Raw genomic sequence first — 17,965 nt, 5'->3', positions numbered from 1 at the left:
AGAACGGAAGTGAGGATTTCCGGTTCGGAGCGCAAGCAGACTGACCTGCAAAGCCAATCCCGGGAGGATAACATGAAAACCACTACCGCACTGAAGACCGCGTTGTTCGCCGCTGCCGCATTCGGCGCACTCGCCGCAGCGCCTGCCCAGGCAGCCAGCCACAGCGTCGGCGCCTGCCTGATCACCAAGACTGACACAAATCCATTCTTCGTCAAGATGAAGGAAGGGGCTGAAGCCAAGGCCGCGGAACTCGGCGTGTCGCTGAAGTCCTACGCGGGCAAGATCGACGGCGACCATGAGACCCAGGTTGCCGCCATCGAGACCTGCATCGCCGATGGTGCCAAGGGCATCCTGCTGACAGCCTCCGATACCTCGTCCATCGTCTCCGCGGTCCAGCAGGCCCGTGATGCCGGTCTGCTGGTGATCGCACTCGACACGCCGCTTGACCCGATCGATGCCGCCGACGCGACCTTTGCGACCGACAACTTCCTGGCCGGCGAACTGATCGGCAAATGGGCGGCAGCCACCCTCGGCGACGAGGCAGCCAACGCAAAGATCGGCATGTTGGACCTGGCTGTCAGCCAGCCGACCGTCGGCGTGCTGCGCGACCAGGGCTTCCTCACCGGGTTCGGCATCGACGTGAAGGATCCCTCCAAATGGGGCGATGAGGAAGATCCGCGCATCGTCGGCAACGACGTCACCGCCGGCAACGAGGAAGGCGGCCGCAGGGCCATGGAAAACCTCCTTGCCAAAGACCCGATGATCAATGTTGTCTACACCATCAACGAGCCGGCCGCAGCCGGCGCCTATGAGGCGCTCAAGGCAATCGGCCGCGAGGGCGACGTGCTGATCGTCTCCGTCGATGGCGGCTGCCCGGGCGTGGCCAACGTCAAGGATGGCGTGATTGGCGCGACCTCCCAGCAGTATCCGCTGCTGATGGCCTCCAAGGGCATCGAAGCCATCGCGGCATGGGCCAAGGACGGCACCAAGCCGGCCCCGACCGAAGGCAAGAACTTCTTTGATACCGGCGTGGCACTTGTCACCGACAAGCCGGCCGAAGGCGTCGAGTCGATCTCGGTTGCCGAAGGCATGGACAAGTGCTGGGGTTGATAACAGTCTCTGACAGGTAAACACTGATGGGGCGGCCTTCGGGCCGCCTCATTGCAAAGCGCCGCCGTGCTTCGGGTGCGGAAGAACAGTCATGCCTTGTGACGTTGGGGAGGAACCATGTCCGATACGCAGGAATACGAAAAGGCCGCGGCCACGAGCCCGACCACCGTTGCCGCTTTCGCGACCCATGACAGAAGTATGGTCAAGAGCATCCAGCACGGGCTTCACCAGACCCCCTGGATGGTCCCGGCCATTGTGCTGGTCGGCTCCATTCTCGTCTTCGGACTGGTTCTGGGGCAGAAGTTCTTTTCGCCTTTTGCACTCACTCTGATCCTGCAGCAGGTCCAGATCGTCGGCATCCTGGGCGCCGCCCAGTCGCTGGTCATCCTGACCGCCGGCATCGACCTTTCGGTCGGCGCCATCATGGTGCTGTCCTCGGTCGTCATGGGCCTGTTCTCGTTTCGCTACGGCCTGCCAGTCGAGATCGCGGTGGCCGCCGGCATCGCCTGCGGCACCTTCTGCGGCTTCATCAACGGGTTTCTGGTTGCGGTGATGAAGCTGCCGCCCTTCATCGTCACCCTGGGCATGTGGCAGATCGTGCTGGCCACCAACTTCCTCTATTCCGCCAACGAGACCATTCGCGCCCAGGACATTGCCGACCAGGCCCCCCTGTTGCAGTTCTTCGGCAACAAGATTGCCTTTGGCGGCGCCGTGTTCACCTATGGCGCGATCTTCATGGTGCTGCTGGTGCTTTTTCTGGCCTACGTGCTCAAGCAGACCGCCTGGGGACGCCATGTCTATGCGGTGGGTGACGATCCTGAAGCCGCCGAACTTTCGGGCGTCCAGGTCAAGCGCACGCTGATCTCCGTCTACATGCTGTCCGGTCTGATCTGCGCTTTTGCCGGCTGGGCCCTGATCGGCCGCATCGGCTCGGTCTCGCCGACTTCCGGCCAACTGGGCAACATCGAATCCATCACCGCCGTGGTGATCGGCGGTATCTCGCTGTTTGGCGGTCGCGGCTCGATCATGGGGATGCTCTTCGGCGCACTCATTGTCGGCGTCTTTTCGCTAGGCCTGAGGCTGCTCGGCGCCGACGCGCAATGGACCTACCTGCTCATCGGCGTGCTCATCATCGCCGCCGTCACCGTGGACCAGTGGATCAGAAAGGTGTCAGTCTGATGGAACCCATTCTCAAGGGACGCAATCTCGTCAAGCGCTATGGCCGCGTGGTCGCTCTCGACAATTGCGACTTCGATTTGCACCACGGTGAAATCCTCGCGGTCATCGGCGACAACGGCGCCGGTAAGTCGACGCTGATCAAGGCCGTGTCCGGTGCCGTCACTCCGGATGAGGGCAAGATCTGGCTCGAAGGCAAGGAAGTGAAGTTCCATTCGCCTCTGGATGGCCGCCACGCCGGCATCGAAACCGTCTACCAGACGCTGGCCATGTCGCCGGCCCTGTCGATTACCGACAACATGTTCATGGGCCGCGAGTTGCGAAAGCCCGGCTTCCGCGGCTCGGTGCTGCGCCAGCTCGACCACAAGGCGATGGATGCCTTTGCCCGCGACAAGCTCAATGAACTCGGCCTGATGACCATCCAGAACATCAATCAGGCGGTCGAGACGCTCTCGGGCGGGCAGCGACAGGGCGTCGCCGTTGCGCGCGCCGCGGCCTTCGGCTCCAAGGTCATTATTCTCGACGAGCCGACCGCCGCGCTTGGCGTCAAGGAAAGCCGGCGGGTGCTGGAACTCATCCTCGACGTGCGCTCCCGCGGCATTCCGATCATCCTGATCTCGCACAACATGCCGCATGTCTTCGAAGTCGCCGACCGCATCCATGTCCACCGGCTCGGCAAGCGGCTCTGCGTCATCAATCCGAAAGACTACACCATGTCGGATGCGGTTGCCTTCATGACCGGGGCCAAGGAGCCGCCGCAAGAAGCGGCCGCGGCCTGAAGCGCCCGGGATGCAGCAGGTCGAGCGCACCGCCGCCCAACTGGCCGAAGCCGCAATCATGCGTGCGGCTGACGAGCAACGGTTCATCATCGCCCTGAGCGGCCCGCCCGGTGCCGGCAAGTCGACGTTATCGGAGATGCTCGTGGCGGAGTTCAGCCGCCGCGGGCAGACGGCCGCGATTGTCCCGATGGATGGCTTTCACCTCGACAACGCGGTGCTTGAAGCCCGCGGAACGCTTGCCCGCAAGGGCGCGCCCTTTACCTTTGATGCCGATGGTTATGCGGTGCTGCTCGAACGCCTGCGCAAGACGCCCGCCGCCGAGGTGGCGGTTCCGGTCTTCGACAGGGTTCTCGACCTGGCGCGGGCCGGCGGCCGCATCATCGCCCCCGAGCACCGGTTCCTGATCGCGGAAGGCAACTACCTGCTTCTGGATGAGGAGCCCTGGGTGCAACTGGCGGACATGTTTGATCTGACCGTGATGTTGAAGGCTGACCCCGGCGAACTGCGCCGCAGGCTGGTTGATCGCTGGCTTGCGCACGGGCTGGACCCGGACCAGGCCCTGGCCAGGGCGCTGTCCAACGACATTCCCAACGCAGAACTTGTGGTCCGGAACTCCCGCAAGGCGGATCTTGAAATCCGCGACTGAACCCGACCCGGAGCCTGCATACCGGCGGGCAAAAGAAAAACCCCGGCGCTTGCGCACCGGGGTTCTTGTCATTCGGATGGAACCGAAGACTATTCGATTTCGGCGTACTTGCCGTCCGACCAGCGGTAGAAGACGTAGCCCGGAAGCGAAACGTCACCCTTGTCATCGAACGCAAGGTCGCCGAGCACGGTCTTGAAGTCACCTGCGTTGAGGGCTTCGCGAACCGCATCATAGTCGGTCGAACCGGCGGCGGTGACAGCCTGTGCATAGGCCTGGATGGCCGCATAGGTGTACATCACGTAGCCTTCGGTGGTCTTGCCTGCGTCCTGCAGAGCCTTGACCACTTCAGCCGCAGCCGGGCTCTTGGTGGGATCGGGCGAGAAGGTCATCAGGGTGCCTTCGCCGGCATCGCCGGTGATCGCCCAGTACTCGTCGGTAACCAGCGCGTCGCCGGAAACCAGAACAGTGGACATGCCCTGTTCCTTCATCTGGCGGGCCATCAAGCCGGCTTCGGTGTGATAGCCGCCGACGTAAAGCACGTCGATGCCTTCCTGCTTCATCTTCGAAACCAGAGCCGAGTAGTCCTTTTCACCCGCGGTGTAGGCTTCGTACATAGCAGGCGTGCCGCCGCCGGCTTCGTAGGAACCCATGGTCGCATCCGCGAGACCCTTGCCGTAGGCGGTCTTGTCGTGAACGAAGGCGATCTTCTTGTCTGCAAAGTTCTTCAGCAGGTAAGCAGCAGCGGTTTCGCCCTGCTGGTCGTCACGGCCGCAAACCCGGTAGGTGCCGCCATCAGCGCCGCCGGGACGCTCGTCGGTGAACTTCGGGTTGGTCGAGGCAGGCGAAATCTGGATGATGCCTTCATCCGAGTACACTGCCGATGCCGGGATCGAGGAGCCCGAGCAGAAATGGCCTGCAACGAACACCACGCCGCTGCCGGCGAACTGGTTGGCTACAGCAACAGCCTGCTTCGGATCGCAGGCATCGTCACCGATTTCGAGCTTGAGCATTTCGCCGTTGACGCCGCCGGCGGCGTTGATGTCGGCGACAGCCTGCTCGGCGCCGGTTTTCATCTGTTCCCCGAAGGATGCGTATTGGCCTGTCATAGGACCTGCGGTCGCAATGACGATTTCAGCCGAAGCTGAAGACATCGCGAAGCCAAGGGCGGCTCCAGCCAAAAGGATCTTCTTCATGTTAACTCCCAGCAACACCTGTTCGTTTTCCTTCCACCGGGACCGCAGGCGCTGATTAGGTTCGGTCCCGGTGTGGGGGGCGTTATGCCCCGTATGCAACCATCTAAACCCATATTTTCAGAGAAATACAGTTGTTTTTAGAAGGCTGTTCAATCCGCATCCCGCTGCGCTCAGTGTTCCTTCTGACGCCAGCCGAAAGGCCCTGAACGGGCGAACGCGAAACTGTACTGTCTTGCGATCTGCCCGGCGCGGGTAAACCGCATGCCGAGAAACGCAAACACCAGAATGACCAGGAAATCGACCACGAAATAGTAGCCGGACAACAGCGTGCCGTTAAACAGCGCGAAGTGGATGAACCGAACCGCAAGGCTCAGGATCACCATGTACCAGGCAAGCTGCAGCGGGGTCCGCCAGGTCTGTGCCACCGCCCGTCCGGTCATCCAGGCCGTGCCGCCGCCAAGGATCATCGTGACGAAGATGAACTCGGCAATCGAGACTTCCCAAAAGAGGCCGTTCTCCATGTTCTGCTCCTCCTAGTGAGCTCCGCCTTCCAGATAGGCGGCGCGAACTTCGTCGCGTTTGAGCAATTCCGCTCCGGTGCCGGACATGGTGATGTTGCCATTGACCATGACATAGCCGCGGTGGGCGAGCTTGAGCGCGTGGAACGCGTTCTGTTCGACAAGGAACACCGTCAGCCCCTCGTTGGAGTTGAGTTCCTTGATGATCTCGAAGATCTGCTTGACGATCAGTGGCGCCAGGCCGAGCGACGGCTCATCGAGCAGAAGCAGCTTCGGCCGGCTCATCAGCGCCCGGGCGATCGCCAGCATCTGCTGTTCGCCGCCGGACAGCGTACCGCCGCGCTGGTTTGCCCGCTCCTTGAGGCGCGGAAACAGGTCGAAGACACGCTTCAGGTCGTCATCGAAGTGCTTGTCGTCGACCAGTTGCGCGCCCATCTGCAGATTTTCCATCACCGACATGCGCGGAAAGATGCGGCGTCCTTCCGGGGACTGGGCGATGCCCATCCGGATGATCTCGTGCGTCGGTGTGCGGGAAATGTCCTGGCCGTCAAAGACGATCTCGCCGGTGCGGGCGCGCGGACTGCCGCAGATGGTCATCATCAGCGTCGACTTACCCGCGCCGTTGGCGCCGATCAGCGTGACGATCTCGCCTTTCTTGACATCGACATCGACACCGCGCAGGGCGACGATCTTGCCGTAATAGGTCTCGACGCCGCGGATGGTCAGAAGGTTCTGCTCAGTGCTCATGACCGGCCTCCTTCACCGTTCTCCGCGGGGTCGGTCTTGCCGTGGATGACCGGCATGTCGAGGGCTTCCTCGACTTCGGCGACTTCGTCCTCGTCGACGCCGAGATAGGCTGAAATCACCTTGGGATCGTTCTTCACATGGTCCGGATCACCGTCCGAGATCTTCTCTCCGTAGTCGAGCACGACCACGTGATCCGAGATCTCCATGACGACGCCCATGTCGTGCTCGATGAGCAGGATCGAGGTGCCGTGATCCTTGCGGATATATTGCAGCAGCTGGTTGAGCTCTGTCGATTCCCGCGGATTGAGGCCCGCTGCCGGCTCATCGAGGCAAAGCAGCTGCGGCCGCGTGCACATCGCCCGGGCGATCTCGAGCCGCCGCTGGTCGCCATAGGGCAGGTCGGCGGCCGGGTCGTCGGCGCGGTGGATCAGGCCGGTCTTCTCCAGCCAGTAGGCAGCGAAGTCGATCGCTTCGGCCCGGGCCTTGCGATAGCTTGGCAGGTTCAATATCCCGCCGATGGTCATGGAAGAGGCCAGCATCAGCGGATTGTGCTGGGCCACCAGAAGGTTTTCCAGCGCGGTCATGCCACCGAACAGGCGGATGTTCTGGAACGTCCGGGCCACCTTGGCGCGCTTCGAGATCTCGAAATCCGGCATCCGCTCGAGCAGGAACACACGGTCGTCGCCATCATCGTTGAACTGCCGTCCGGTGCGGGTCAGCGCCTCTATCTTTTCCGACTGCAGCCCGGTGCCGTGGCGCATCACGATGCGGCCCTCGGTCGGCTTGTAGAACCCGGTGACGCAGTTGAACACGGTGGTCTTGCCGGCGCCGTTGGGTCCGATCAGGGCGGTGATGTCGCCGCGGCCGACATTGAAGCTCAGGTCGTTGACGGCAACCAGGCCGCCAAAGCGCATGGTCAGGTGCTCGACCGACAAGACGGCGTTGTCGTCCCAGGTGTGGGCGGGGGGCGTTTTCATTGCGGTTTCCATCAGTGGCCCTCACCTTGAGCGACCATGTCCGAGCCGATCTTCTTGCGTTCCTTGTAGACCGCGGAAGGGTTCCTGCTGGAAATGATGCCACGCGGTTTCCACACCATGATAAGCACCATGGCCAGGCCGAAGATCAGCATGCGATACTGGGTGGGTTCGAAATCGGGTCCGAAGATCTCCTTCAGGAAGCCCAGGTTGCGCAGGATCTCGATGCCGCCGATCATCACCACCGAGGCGATGACCACGCCGATCTGCGAGCCGAGGCCGCCCAGCACCACGATCGCCAGGATGATTGCCGATTCGAGAAAGGTGAAGCTCTCGGGCGAGATGAAGCCCTGCCTGGTGGCGAAGAACGAGCCCGCGAAACCGCCGAACATGGCGCCGATCGAAAACGCGGTCAGCTTGGTGTTGGTGGTGTTGATGCCGAGCGAGCGGCAGGCGATCTCGTCCTCACGCAGCGCTTCCCAGGCCCGTCCGATCGGCAGCTTGCGCAGCCTCAGCGTGACGAAGTTGGTGATCAGCGCCAGCACCAGGATGATGTAATAGAGATAGATGAAGCGGTGGATCGAATCGTAGTCGAGACCGAAGAAATCAGCAAATCCGCCGGTCCGAGAGAAGTCGAGGCCGAAGAAGCTCGGCTTCGGAATGCCGGAGATGCCGTCAGGGCCGCCGGTGAACTCGTACCAGTTGAGCAGCACCACGCGGATGATTTCACCGAAGGCCAGGGTGACGATGGCGAGGTAGTCGCCTCTCAGCCTCAGCACCGGATAGCCCAGGATGATCCCCCACATCGCCGCCAGCAGGCCTGCAAGCGGCAGCGCCATCCAGAAGCCGATGTCGAAATACTGCGCCAGCAGCGCGAACGAATAGGCGCCGACCGCATAGAATGCCACGTAACCGAGGTCGAGCAGGCCGGCCAGGCCGACCACGATGTTCAGGCCCCAGCCGAGCATGACATAGGTCATGATCAGGATCGCGAGGTCGATGAACTGTCGGTCGCGCTCCGGGTACACGGCCATCACGATGAAGGGCAGGGTAAGCGCGATCATCAGGAGAACCGGGCCGATGACACGGCCGACGGCGGTCGTCAGCGCCGGCGGAACCGAGACGCTGACACCGCTTGTGATCGGCTTCTTCGCCTTGAAGATGAACAGATTCAACAGCAACCGGACGCCGAAGACGATGGCGATTGCGATGAACCACAGACCCCACCGGTAGGTGAGGTCGAGGCCGCCGGTGCCGATATCGGTGCGCAGCGCGAAGAAGAAGAAACCCAGCACGGCGGCAAGAAGTGCGGCTACCGCCGCATCCTTGACGGATTCGGCCATCAGGCCGGAATTCGGAGCGGCGTTCATCAGACTTTCTCGACTTCGGGTTTGCCCAGCAATCCGGACGGCATGAAGATCAGCACGATGACCAGGATCGAAAACGCGGCGACATCCTTGTATTCGACCGAGAAATAGCCCGACCAGAACACTTCGATCAGGCCGATCAGCAGCCCGCCGAGCATGGCGCCCGGAAGCGAACCGATACCGCCGAGCACGGCCGCGGTGAAGGCTTTAACGCCTGCAAGAAAGCCGATGTAGAAATCGATGACGCCGTAAAGCAGCAGGAACATGAAGCCCGCAACCGCAGCCAGTGCTGCGCCCATGACGAAGGTCAGCGAGATCGTGCGGTCGACATTGACGCCGAGCAGGGCGGCCATCTTCTGGTCCTGTTCGCAGGCGCGCTGCGACCGGCCAAGCGAGGTCTTGGAGATCAGCAGCGAGAAGCCGATCATCAGCGCCAGTGTTGTCGCGATGATGATCATCTGCATGTAGGACAGCTGCACGGCGATGGTGCCGTTCTCGGTCACGCCTTCCATCAGCGTCACGCCGCCCTGAATCTGCGGCGGCAGCGGCTTGACCCGAGCGCCCTGGGTGATCTGGACAAAATTCTGCAGCACGATCGACATGCCGATCGCGGTGATCAGCGGCGCAAGCCGGAAAGATCCGCGCAGCGGCCTGTAGGCCAGCCGTTCCACTGTCCATCCCCAGGCGGAAGTGAACAGCATCGACACAAGCAGTGTGATGAAAAGGATCAGCGGCAAGGCTGAAATGCCAAGGGCGACCAGGGCCAGGAACGTCGCAAGCGCGATAAACGAGCCGACCATGAAGATGTCACCATGGGCAAAGTTGATCATGCCGATGATGCCATAGACCATGGTGTAGCCGATGGCGATGAGCCCGTAAATGGAGCCCAACGTGAGCCCATTGATAAGCTGCTGAAGAAAATACTCCATGAGGCCGTTGTCCCTCTCGTCTTTTTATGGGGGGCGCTTTCATGCGCCCTCTGTCCCCTTTTGCCTCTATAGCGTGTTTTTAAACAGCCGGAACAGGAAAAGTTGGACTGCCGGAGGTTTTCAGTTTTTCAATCGATTTAAAGATTGCTCACCTAGTGATAGTCACGGTCTGACGCGATTTCTGGTCAGAAAACCGGAATTTTCGCGCTTTTGGTCTGGTTGCCTGGGCCTGAATCAGCCGATGCGCTTGAGGAATCCGTCCGGTGCCACTGTGATCAGCAGCTTCTTGTCGATGCGGCTGTCGATCTCGAAGTCCGGATTGTTCTTGAGATAGGCATGAACCGCCGATTTCGGACTGTTTCCCGGACCCCAGGGACGCTCACCGCCAAGCCATGCCGGGGTGTCTTCGATCAATGTGTCAAAAACGATGCAGTAGCTTTCGGGCGTGACCATCGGCGCATAGGCCTCAAGCTCGGCCAGAACATGGTCATGGGTGTGATTGGAATCGAGGCATACCAGAATTCGTTTGTAGTCCGACGCCATCTCGCGAACCTTCGCGATCGTCTCTTCGGCAATGCTTGAGCCCTCGATCATCTCGATACGCGGGAAGAGCGGATGCGCCTCGATGGCATCGCGATTGTGCTGGCGGATGTCGATATCGATGCCGAGCACCTTGCGCTTCGGCTTGCGCGGGTCGAGCGTTTCGCCCTTTTCGGTGGCATCGCACAGGTCCAGCAGCGCCAGCAGCGACGCCGAGTAGATCAGCGATCCGCCATGGGCGATGCCGGTCTCGATGATCAGGTCCGGCCTGACTTTCCAGACCAGCTCCTGCAACGCCCAGGCGTCATTTGGAAGCTGGATCGCCGGCCGCCCAAACCAGGAGAAGTTATAAGACCATTTGTAGGGTGTGGCTTCCCGGATCCAGACCCGCGAGAGGGCCTGCAGATCGGTGTCTTCCATGAGACCATCGATGTTGGCCTCGACTTCAGCGCGGAATGCATCATTGGGGTTCATTCACAAACTCCTTCCAGTCCCGTGTCTGGGACGCGATTTTTGTCAGTCCGCCTCGGCCGCAATGAGCCACCAGATCCAGAGCCGACACAAAGGGAGTGAAGGCGCCATGTGATTGCGGGTAGGGCGTGCATTGGTAATCCATGTACGAGACGCTGATACCCTCGGCCTCAAACATCCGGTGATCGAGATAGTTCTTCGCCCCGTGCCCGGTGATGTAGTCCGTACCACCGACGGCCTTGACCAGTTCCAGTACCCGGACGCTTCCGGACCCGCCTATTCCGAAGTCACCGGCATCTGCAAACCGCGTAGTCTTGTCCAGATCGAAATAGCTGCAAAGAGACAGCATGCTGTCGCGCGCCAGATCGGCCAGCGTGGCGTGATTGCCGTCAATCACCCGGCTGGCAAGTTCCAGAGCATCTGCGGCATGAGGTGCTCCCGCGAAGCTTTGCTCCAGCATGGCGAGATGCCGGGCACGCCAGGGACCGGTTGGTTGCAGTTGGACCTCCTCGATCGTCTGTCCCATATGGTGATCGTGAAGCGGTACCGTCATCCAGGATGGTCCGTTTGGCAACTTGACCTGAACCCTGTTGCTGAAGCTGCCCTTTGAAAACTGGACGTCGTCGTAGTGGATCAGCGTATCGGCAAGGCGGATCTGCTCGAGCATGCCCACCCAGGGGAAATACATGGACTGGCTGATGACAACACGCCGCCCCATCATGTCGGGGGTCCGGACGGTGTTGCATCGCGCGCAAGCCGGCGCCGGAGAAACGCGTCAGGCATCGTTCAGGCGGCTTTCCAGTAGGCGCACCGGGAAAAGCATGCCGTTCAGGAGGTTGTAGAACTCCGCAGCCGTCTGCGCGTTTCCGATGCCCATGTCGAAATTGAGATGAGCTTCGGCGTGGCCCATGAATTTCGGTACATCCGGGCGGTGCTTGAAGGCCGGGTTGAACAGCTTGAGCGCCTGGGCGCCGCGCCATTGCTTGATCGCGGCCGCATAGCCCGCCTTTTTCTCCTCGAACCTTGCCCGGTCGGTCTGGCTTTCGCAGTCCCCGGCGCAGGCCTGGATGAAGCCTTCTTCCCAGCCGTTGAGTTCGATGCCGTAGCGCTGCTTGAACCATTCCACAGCATGCGCCACCGAAGACGTGATGCCGAGCTCGATCGGAAACGGAAAGTCGGCTGCTTCCAGTTGGGACTGGTTTTCCCCGCGAACGGTACGGATGCGTTCCAGCCCGACGGCGGTGTCGCGCAGGCCGGCGGTATTGGATGCCGCGCACGCGCCGAACACCGAAAGCGGCCGTTCCCAGTAGATGCACATGTCGGCCATCATCACCGTCTTGCAGATACTGTCGTAGTCGGCATTGGGATGTTCGAAATAGCGATTGGAGAAGGCGCTCCTGATCCTCTCCAGGAGGTCTTTCTTGAGCGCGCCATGATAGATCCCGAACGGGCAGGCAGGACGGTCCTTGGCATCTTCCCAGAAGAACATCTTGCGCATGAGATCCTTCTTCTCCATGTGCATCAGATGACTTCCGGTGGGGATCCGGGTGATCTCGCGATGCGATCGCGCTTCGGGCCAGACGAAATAGGACCGGCCCCAGGTAAGTGCATCGGCGTTGGGCACGCGCTGGGTGGTCAGCCGCAACACCTCGCACAGGTCCGGGTCGAGGTAGTCGTCATCGCCGATGATGCTGATCCATTCGCCGCGTGCATGCTGTGGCATCCGTTCCCAGTTGTCCTGCATCGCCAGCGGCTTTTCTTCCGGAGGCAGCAAGCGCAGCCGGCTGTCGTTCATCTCGGCGACAAAGCTTGCCAGCGGAGCGGCGTCATCGGAATTGTCTCCGATCAGGATCTCGAAGTCGTCCCGCTTCGAGGCGAGCATGTGACGCGCGGCATCCATGGCGTAGCGCTGGCGGTTGCGGGTAGGGATGCAGATGGTCAGCCGGGTCATCGTGCGAACACCCGGGCGCCGGAGGTCACGTTCTCGACCGGCATGATCATCGCTTCACCGAAATGATAGAAGTCGGCCGGTGTTTCCGAGGGCGGCACATCTTCGCGGATGTAGAGATAGTCCTTGAGAACCCCGCAAAGTTCGTTGTGCGAGCGGTTGCCCCAGAATGGCTGCGGCTTGAAATGCTCCCGCCATTTCCCGCCTTCCCAGGCATCAAACCCGCGTTCGAAGAACGCCTTCTTGAGATTGTAATCTTCCTCGACAACCGTCCCGCCCAGTTCATCCATCGCAGCGCGGGCGAAGTTCTCTGGAAAGCCGGTGAGGTCGATCCCATAGGTCCGGCAGAACCAGTAGGTGGTGGAGGCGACGGATGAGCAGATCGAGGCACCGGGATCGCTGATCGGGAACGGGAAAACCGGGTCGTCCATGTCGACCTTGCCCCTGGTTTCCGCCTTGAACGTGTCGACCCGCTTCATCATGGTTTCACGGGACTTCGTGCCCGCGGAGTTGGATGCATTGCAGGCCCCGAGCACGGAGAACGGTCGTTGGCAGTGCACCAGCACCTTGGCTTCCCGGATGATCTTGCAGCTGCTTTCGTAATCGACCACCGGATGCTCGAAATAGCGCCCGCCATATTTCCGCTTGATCCGTTCCATCACCGACTTGCGTACCGCGGCATGATAGATGCCGAAACCCACTGCCGGGCGTTTCGAGCCTTCGCTCCAGCGGTAAAGCCGGTCTTGGACGATCGATTTCACCGCCACATAGGTATCATGGGCGACCGGGACCACCGAAAGCGCCGGTTCCGGACGATTGTCCGGCCAGTTGAAGCTCATCCGCGCCCAGCTGACCGCCTCGACCTCCGGATAGGTGCGCTCGTAGTATTTGAGCAACTGCACAAGCCTCGGGTCGATATGGTCGTCGTCACCGATGACCGAAAGCCAGCGCCCCTTTGCCTCTCCGACCAGCCGTTCCCAGTTGTCGACCATGGCAAGAACCGTCTCTTCCGGGCCTATGAGGCGGAAACGGGAATCCCTGAGCTCGTTTGTGAAGTAATCGGACAGGATCGAGCCATCGTCGGAGTTGTCGCCGACGATGACTTCGAAATTGGTTGCATCGCTCGCGGCGAGACCGCGGATCGTTTCAATGCAGTATTTCTGCCTGTTGCGTGTGGGCAGACAGATGGAAAGTTGAATCATGTAGCTTCTTCACGTGAGGCCCTGGCTGATCCAACCCTGTCAGGTCAAGCTTGCCCGATCCTTGTCCTCGCGCCGTATGCCGGTTTGAGCGGCAAAATGGCCGGGAATGAATTCGAATGGGCTGGATTTTGCTGCCGATACCTGATCGATTGCGCCGGGTCGTTTTTGAAGTCGATTTGAGATTGCGGAGCACGTCATGAAGATCAAGGATGTCCAGACTTTTGTGGTGGCCAACCCGCCGCCGCAGACCGGCGGGCGCTACTTCCTGTTCGTCAAGCTGGTCACCGACGGCGGCGTCGTCGGATATGGTGAAGCCTATGACGCGGCCTTTGATCCGCATCTGACCGCCAGGCTGATGGAGGATGTCGCCGCACGTTATCTGGTCGGCCGCGATCCGCATGACATCGAGAATTTCTTTAGGCTCTGCTATTCCTCCGGCTTCTCGCAGCGCCCCGACATGACCATGATGGCCTGCTGCTCGGCGCTGGAAATGGCCTGCTGGGACATCATCGGCAAGGAAGCGGGCCAGCCGGTGCACAAGCTGCTTGGCGGACGGGTGCATGAGGGACTTCGCTCCTACACCTATCTCTATCCTGCCACCGGCAGCGCCGACCCGCTGTCCACCGACAGCCCGAAGAACGTCTACAATGATCCGGATCTTGCCGCCGCGGCGGCTATCGAGGCCGTGCGCCAGGGCTTCACGGCGGTGAAGTTCGATCCGGCCGGGCCCTATCGGGTCCAGGGCGGGCATCAGCCGCTTCTGACCGACATCGATCGCTCTGCCCGCATGGTCAAGGCAGTGCGCGAGGCAGTGGGCACCCGGGCCGACATCCTGTTTGGAACCCACGGCCAGTTCACCGCCGCCGGCGCCATCCGCATGGCGCGCGCCATCGAGGCCGCCGATCCGCTGTGGTTCGAAGAGCCGGTGCCCCCCGATCAGATCGCGGCCATGGCCGAAGTTGCGCGGGCAACGTCCATCCCGGTGGCGACCGGAGAGCGGCTGGTAACCAAGCACGAGTTCGCCCGCGTCATCGAAACCCGCGCAGCTGCCATCCTGCAGCCCAACCTTGGCCGCTCAGGCGGGCTTCTCGAGACCAAGAAGATCGCCGGCATGGCCGAGGCCTTCGGCATCCAGATCGCGCCGCATTGCTATTGCGGCCCGCTGGTGGCTGCCGCCAACATTCAGCTTGCCGCCACCCTGCCCAACTTCCTCGTGCTGGAGTCGATCAAGACCTGGGACGGCTTCTACGCCGAGGTGCTCAGGAAAAAGATCGAATGGCAGGACGGCTACGTGATCCCGTCGGATGAGCCCGGCCTGGGAGTGGAGCTCGATGAGGCGGTCTGCGAAGCCAATCCGTGGAGTGGCGACATGCTGCACTTGGAAATGACCCGAGAACCGATCCGGTTCTGATCCGGTTTCTACCTATCGCAGGGCAGGGCAGCGTCAGTCGATGCTGCCCCCGACATTGCCCATGTCCCACTCCGGATCGTCGAAACTCTGGATCTCCACGCGGTAGCCGTCGGGCGAATGAAACAGCGACGAGTAGACGCCGAACTCCTCGCTGTGTTCTGGCCCGCTGACGTATTTCACGCCCTTGGCTTCGAGGAAATCGCGCCAGCCGTCCACATCGGGCGACACGATGGTCAGCGTCACCCCCGCCGTACCCTGCGGACGGTCGGGCAGATTGCATATGCCGATATAGCTCAGCGGCGTCAGCCGGTAGATGTGGCAGGCGCCCTGATCGACCACGAAATCCAGTTCCATCACCTCGCGCAGAAACCGCGAGCCGCGCTCGAGATCGCTCGTGTAGGTGAAGACGATGGAATGGCTGATCGGTGGTCTGGACATCGTGGGCTCCGGTTGCTTGCCGCGGAAGCCTGCCCCGTGCCGCATGATTCGGGCAAGAGGTCGCAGGGCTTTGCACAGGCATGATCCAAAGCCGTCTTGACCTTGGCGCGTCTGATCGGGCAAACCGCATTCCAACGGGCCGGGGCCATCAGGCACGGCCGCTCCCAATCCGAGGTAAGCGCCCATGTCCACAGTGTCCAAGCCCATCCTGATTGCCCCGTCCATCCTGTCGGCGGATTTCTCCCGCCTCGGCGATGACATCGAAGGCGTCATGCGCGCCGGCGCCGACTGGATCCATCTCGACGTCATGGATGGCCACTTCGTCCCCAACATCACCTTCGGCCCCGGCATCATCAAGGCCGTGCGCCCCCGCACCACGGCGGTGTTCGACTGCCACCTGATGATCGAGCCCTGCGATCCCTATCTCGAGGCCTTCGCCGATGCGGGGTGCGACATCATCACGGTTCATGCCGAAGCGACCACCCATCTCGACCGTTCGCTGCAGGCAATCCGCGCGCTCGGCAAGAAGGCCGGCGTGTCGCTCAACCCGTCGACGCCGGAAAACGTCATCGAATATGTACTCGACCGGCTTGACCTGATCCTGCTGATGACCGTCAACCCCGGCTTCGGCGGCCAGGCCTTCATCCCGTCGGTGGTCGACAAGGTGGCGCGGGTGAAAAAGATGATCGGCGCCCGTCCGATCCATATCGAGATCGACGGCGGCGTCACCCCGGCGACCGCCCCGCTGGTCTCCGCTGCCGGTGCTGACGTGTTGGTCGCAGGTTCCGCGGTGTTCAACGGTGCGGGCGAGGAAGATTGGGCGAGCAATATTTCGGCCATTCGCCTGGCAGCGCAAAGCGCCGCCTGAGATCGTCAACCGGACCTCGCCGGCCCGGATACCGACACCAAAGAGGCCGGAGCATGGCTTGATGCTCCGGCCTCTCTTGTTTCTTACCCCCGGCCGAAACCGGGGGCTTGTTTGCGATCAGGGTTTCTGCCGGTCTCAGTCGTCGAGATCTTCGGGCAGAACCAGGTTGAGGACGATCGCGATCAGGGCTGCGGGCAGCAGGCCGCTGGTCAGCAGGATCTGGGCGGTCTTGCCCAGGTGCTGCAGAGCTTCCGGCACCAGCTGCAGGCCGAGGCTGATCGACAGAGCGGTGGCGAAGATCACCATGTTGCGGCGGTTCCACTTGACCTCCGAGAGCATGTTGACGCCCGCGGCGCAGACCATGCCGAACATCACGATGACGCCGCCGCCAAGCACGTTGATCGGCACGGTGTTGATGACAGCACCGACCTTCGGGATGAAGCCGGCGGCGATAAGGAACAGCGCCCCGATGGTCACCACGTGACGGCTCATCACGCCGGTCATGGCGACCAGGCCGACATTCTGCGAGAACGAGGTGTTGGGCAGGCCGCCGAAGACGCCGGCGACCGCGGTGCCAAGACCGTCGGCGAAGGTCGCGCCTTCGATCTCCTTGTCGGTGGCTTCACGCCCGGCCCCGCCCTTGGTGATGCCTGAGGTGTCGCCCACGGTTTCGATCGCCGAGACCACGGCCATGAAGCACATGCCCAGCACGATGGCGAAGTTGAACTCGAAGCCCCATTTGAACGGCATCGGAGGTGCGAAATAGCTGGCCCGCGCCAGGTTTCCAAAGTTCACCTGGCCCATCATCAGCGCCACGATGTAACCGGCGACGATGCCGATCAGCACGGCCGCCACGGCCGCAAAACCGCGTGTGAAGAACTTGATCGCAAGCGTGACGATGATCACCACCAGGGCAGGAATCCACATCGCCAGGCTGCCGAATTCGGGCTTGCCCATCAGCGGCACGCCGCCGGCGGCATACTGTACGCCGACCTTGACCAGCGCCAGACCGATCATCAGCACGATCAGTCCGGTCACCAGCGGCGGCAGGGCATAGCGGATGCGGCCGACAAAAAAGCCAAGGCAGAAGTGAAACACGCCGCCGATCATCACACCGGTCATAAGGCCGGCGAGACCGGCGGTGCCAAGGCCCGCGACCGCCGGGATCATCACCGGAACGAAGGCGAAGCTGGTGCCCTGCACGATTGGCAGCCGCGCCCCGACCGGGCCCATGCCGATGGTCTGCAGCAGGGTTGCGATACCGGCGAACAGCATCGACATCTGGATCATGTAGGTCATGTCGGGGAAGCCGAGCGCGCCCTGATCCGAGCCGAAACCGATGCCGGCGGCACCGGCCACGATGATGGCCGGCGTGACGTTTGAAACGAACATGGCCAGCACATGCTGGATGCCCAGCGGTACGGCCTTGATAAGCGGCGGCGTGTAGTTCGGATCCCGCAGCTGTTCTGCGGTTCCAATTGATGAGTCTGCCATTGGGTTGGTCCTTTTTCCCTCAGGGGCGCTTGTCCCACCGGTTCGCTGCCCCCCATGCTGCGAACCGGCTGAATTGCCAGTCTCTGTCGACCTTCCAAAAATGTGGGCAGAACGATCTGTGTTCCGCTTATCGATGTCCCGGTTGCTGCCTCCA

Annotated in this window: 18 protein-coding genes; 6 read left to right on the top strand and 12 right to left on the bottom strand. The window is 61.7% G+C overall.

All coding sequences use genetic code 11. From position 1 onward, the window contains the following. The first annotated feature begins 72 nt into the window (after nt 1–72). The 4 genes from GTW23_RS21190 (at nt 73) to GTW23_RS21175 (ending at nt 3,711) form a co-directional block, all read left to right on the top strand. Nucleotides 73–1,110, top strand: a complete 1,038-nt coding sequence (locus GTW23_RS21190; RefSeq protein ID WP_252917396.1) for a sugar ABC transporter substrate-binding protein — start codon at nt 73–75, stop codon at nt 1,108–1,110. 117 nt (nt 1,111–1,227) lie between these two features. Further along, a complete protein-coding gene (locus GTW23_RS21185; RefSeq protein WP_152010075.1) occupies nt 1,228–2,289 on the top strand; it encodes an ABC transporter permease in 1,062 nt (353 codons plus the stop codon). After that, nucleotides 2,289–3,065 (top strand): ATP-binding cassette domain-containing protein, encoded by a 777-nt coding sequence (locus GTW23_RS21180; RefSeq protein ID WP_244615230.1) that lies wholly within the window; start codon nt 2,289–2,291, stop codon nt 3,063–3,065. The genes GTW23_RS21185 and GTW23_RS21180 overlap by 1 nt, the downstream gene beginning before the upstream one ends. Nucleotides 3,066–3,075: 10 nt before the next feature. Next, nucleotides 3,076–3,711: a nucleoside triphosphate hydrolase gene (locus GTW23_RS21175; RefSeq protein WP_252917395.1), complete on the top strand. Its 636-nt coding sequence runs from the start codon at nt 3,076–3,078 to the stop codon at nt 3,709–3,711. Nucleotides 3,712–3,800: 89 nt separating this feature from the next. Here the strand turns inward: GTW23_RS21175 and GTW23_RS21170 are convergent, their stop codons facing one another. From GTW23_RS21170 to GTW23_RS21125, 10 genes are all read right to left on the bottom strand, one after another. Next, a complete protein-coding gene (locus GTW23_RS21170; protein ID WP_152010072.1) occupies nt 3,801–4,904 on the bottom strand; it encodes a branched-chain amino acid ABC transporter substrate-binding protein in 1,104 nt (367 codons plus the stop codon). A 170-nt stretch (nt 4,905–5,074) separates the two neighbouring features. Further along, nucleotides 5,075–5,425, bottom strand: a complete 351-nt coding sequence (locus tag GTW23_RS21165) for a DUF6867 family protein (protein WP_252917394.1) — start codon at nt 5,423–5,425, stop codon at nt 5,075–5,077. Between the two features lie 12 nt (nt 5,426–5,437). Further along, entirely contained in the window at nt 5,438–6,169 is a 732-nt protein-coding gene (locus GTW23_RS21160; protein ID WP_152010070.1) for an ABC transporter ATP-binding protein, read from the bottom strand. Further along, a complete protein-coding gene (locus GTW23_RS21155) occupies nt 6,166–7,146 on the bottom strand; it encodes an ABC transporter ATP-binding protein (protein WP_152010069.1) in 981 nt (326 codons plus the stop codon). Before GTW23_RS21155 ends, GTW23_RS21160 begins: the two co-directional genes overlap by 4 nt. 11 nt (nt 7,147–7,157) lie before the next feature. Continuing rightward, complete coding sequence (livM, locus tag GTW23_RS21150; RefSeq protein WP_252917393.1) at nt 7,158–8,513, bottom strand: high-affinity branched-chain amino acid ABC transporter permease LivM; 1,356 nt, start codon at nt 8,511–8,513, stop codon at nt 7,158–7,160. Continuing rightward, nucleotides 8,513–9,439: an ABC transporter permease subunit gene (locus GTW23_RS21145; RefSeq protein WP_152010067.1), complete on the bottom strand. Its 927-nt coding sequence runs from the start codon at nt 9,437–9,439 to the stop codon at nt 8,513–8,515. The genes livM and GTW23_RS21145 overlap by 1 nt, the downstream gene beginning before the upstream one ends. Before the next feature lie 234 nt (nt 9,440–9,673). Then, the gene (locus tag GTW23_RS21140) at nt 9,674–10,453 is read right to left on the bottom strand and encodes a cephalosporin hydroxylase family protein (RefSeq protein ID WP_252917392.1); all 780 of its coding nucleotides are present in this window, start codon (nt 10,451–10,453) and stop codon (nt 9,674–9,676) included. Further along, complete coding sequence (locus GTW23_RS21135; RefSeq protein WP_252917391.1) at nt 10,440–11,171, bottom strand: WbqC family protein; 732 nt, start codon at nt 11,169–11,171, stop codon at nt 10,440–10,442. Before GTW23_RS21135 ends, GTW23_RS21140 begins: the two co-directional genes overlap by 14 nt. Before the next feature lie 54 nt (nt 11,172–11,225). After that, a complete protein-coding gene (locus GTW23_RS21130) occupies nt 11,226–12,401 on the bottom strand; it encodes a glycosyltransferase family 2 protein (RefSeq protein ID WP_252917390.1) in 1,176 nt (391 codons plus the stop codon). Then, entirely contained in the window at nt 12,398–13,600 is a 1,203-nt protein-coding gene (locus GTW23_RS21125; protein WP_252917389.1) for a glycosyltransferase family A protein, read from the bottom strand. Before GTW23_RS21125 ends, GTW23_RS21130 begins: the two co-directional genes overlap by 4 nt. Nucleotides 13,601–13,796: 196 nt before the next feature. Between GTW23_RS21125 and GTW23_RS21120 the strand changes: the two genes are divergently transcribed. Then, nucleotides 13,797–15,011, top strand: a complete 1,215-nt coding sequence (locus tag GTW23_RS21120; protein WP_152010062.1) for a mandelate racemase/muconate lactonizing enzyme family protein — start codon at nt 13,797–13,799, stop codon at nt 15,009–15,011. 33 nt (nt 15,012–15,044) lie between these two features. On the opposite strand, the gene GTW23_RS21115 is transcribed toward GTW23_RS21120, so the two are convergent. After that, entirely contained in the window at nt 15,045–15,449 is a 405-nt protein-coding gene (locus tag GTW23_RS21115) for a VOC family protein (protein WP_252917388.1), read from the bottom strand. A 184-nt stretch (nt 15,450–15,633) separates the two neighbouring features. Between GTW23_RS21115 and rpe the strand changes: the two genes are divergently transcribed. Further along, nucleotides 15,634–16,317: a ribulose-phosphate 3-epimerase gene (rpe, locus tag GTW23_RS21110; protein ID WP_290129057.1), complete on the top strand. Its 684-nt coding sequence runs from the start codon at nt 15,634–15,636 to the stop codon at nt 16,315–16,317. Between the two features lie 135 nt (nt 16,318–16,452). Here rpe and GTW23_RS21105 read toward each other — a convergent pair whose 3' ends face one another. Then, entirely contained in the window at nt 16,453–17,811 is a 1,359-nt protein-coding gene (locus tag GTW23_RS21105) for a uracil-xanthine permease family protein (RefSeq protein ID WP_252917387.1), read from the bottom strand. Nucleotides 17,812–17,965 lie beyond the last annotated feature (154 nt).

It is taken from the genome of Parahoeflea alexandrii, from assembly GCF_024105735.1.
GTDB lineage: Bacteria > Pseudomonadota > Alphaproteobacteria > Rhizobiales > Rhizobiaceae > Hoeflea > Hoeflea alexandrii.
This window is presented reverse-complemented; position numbering and strand designations above follow the sequence as displayed.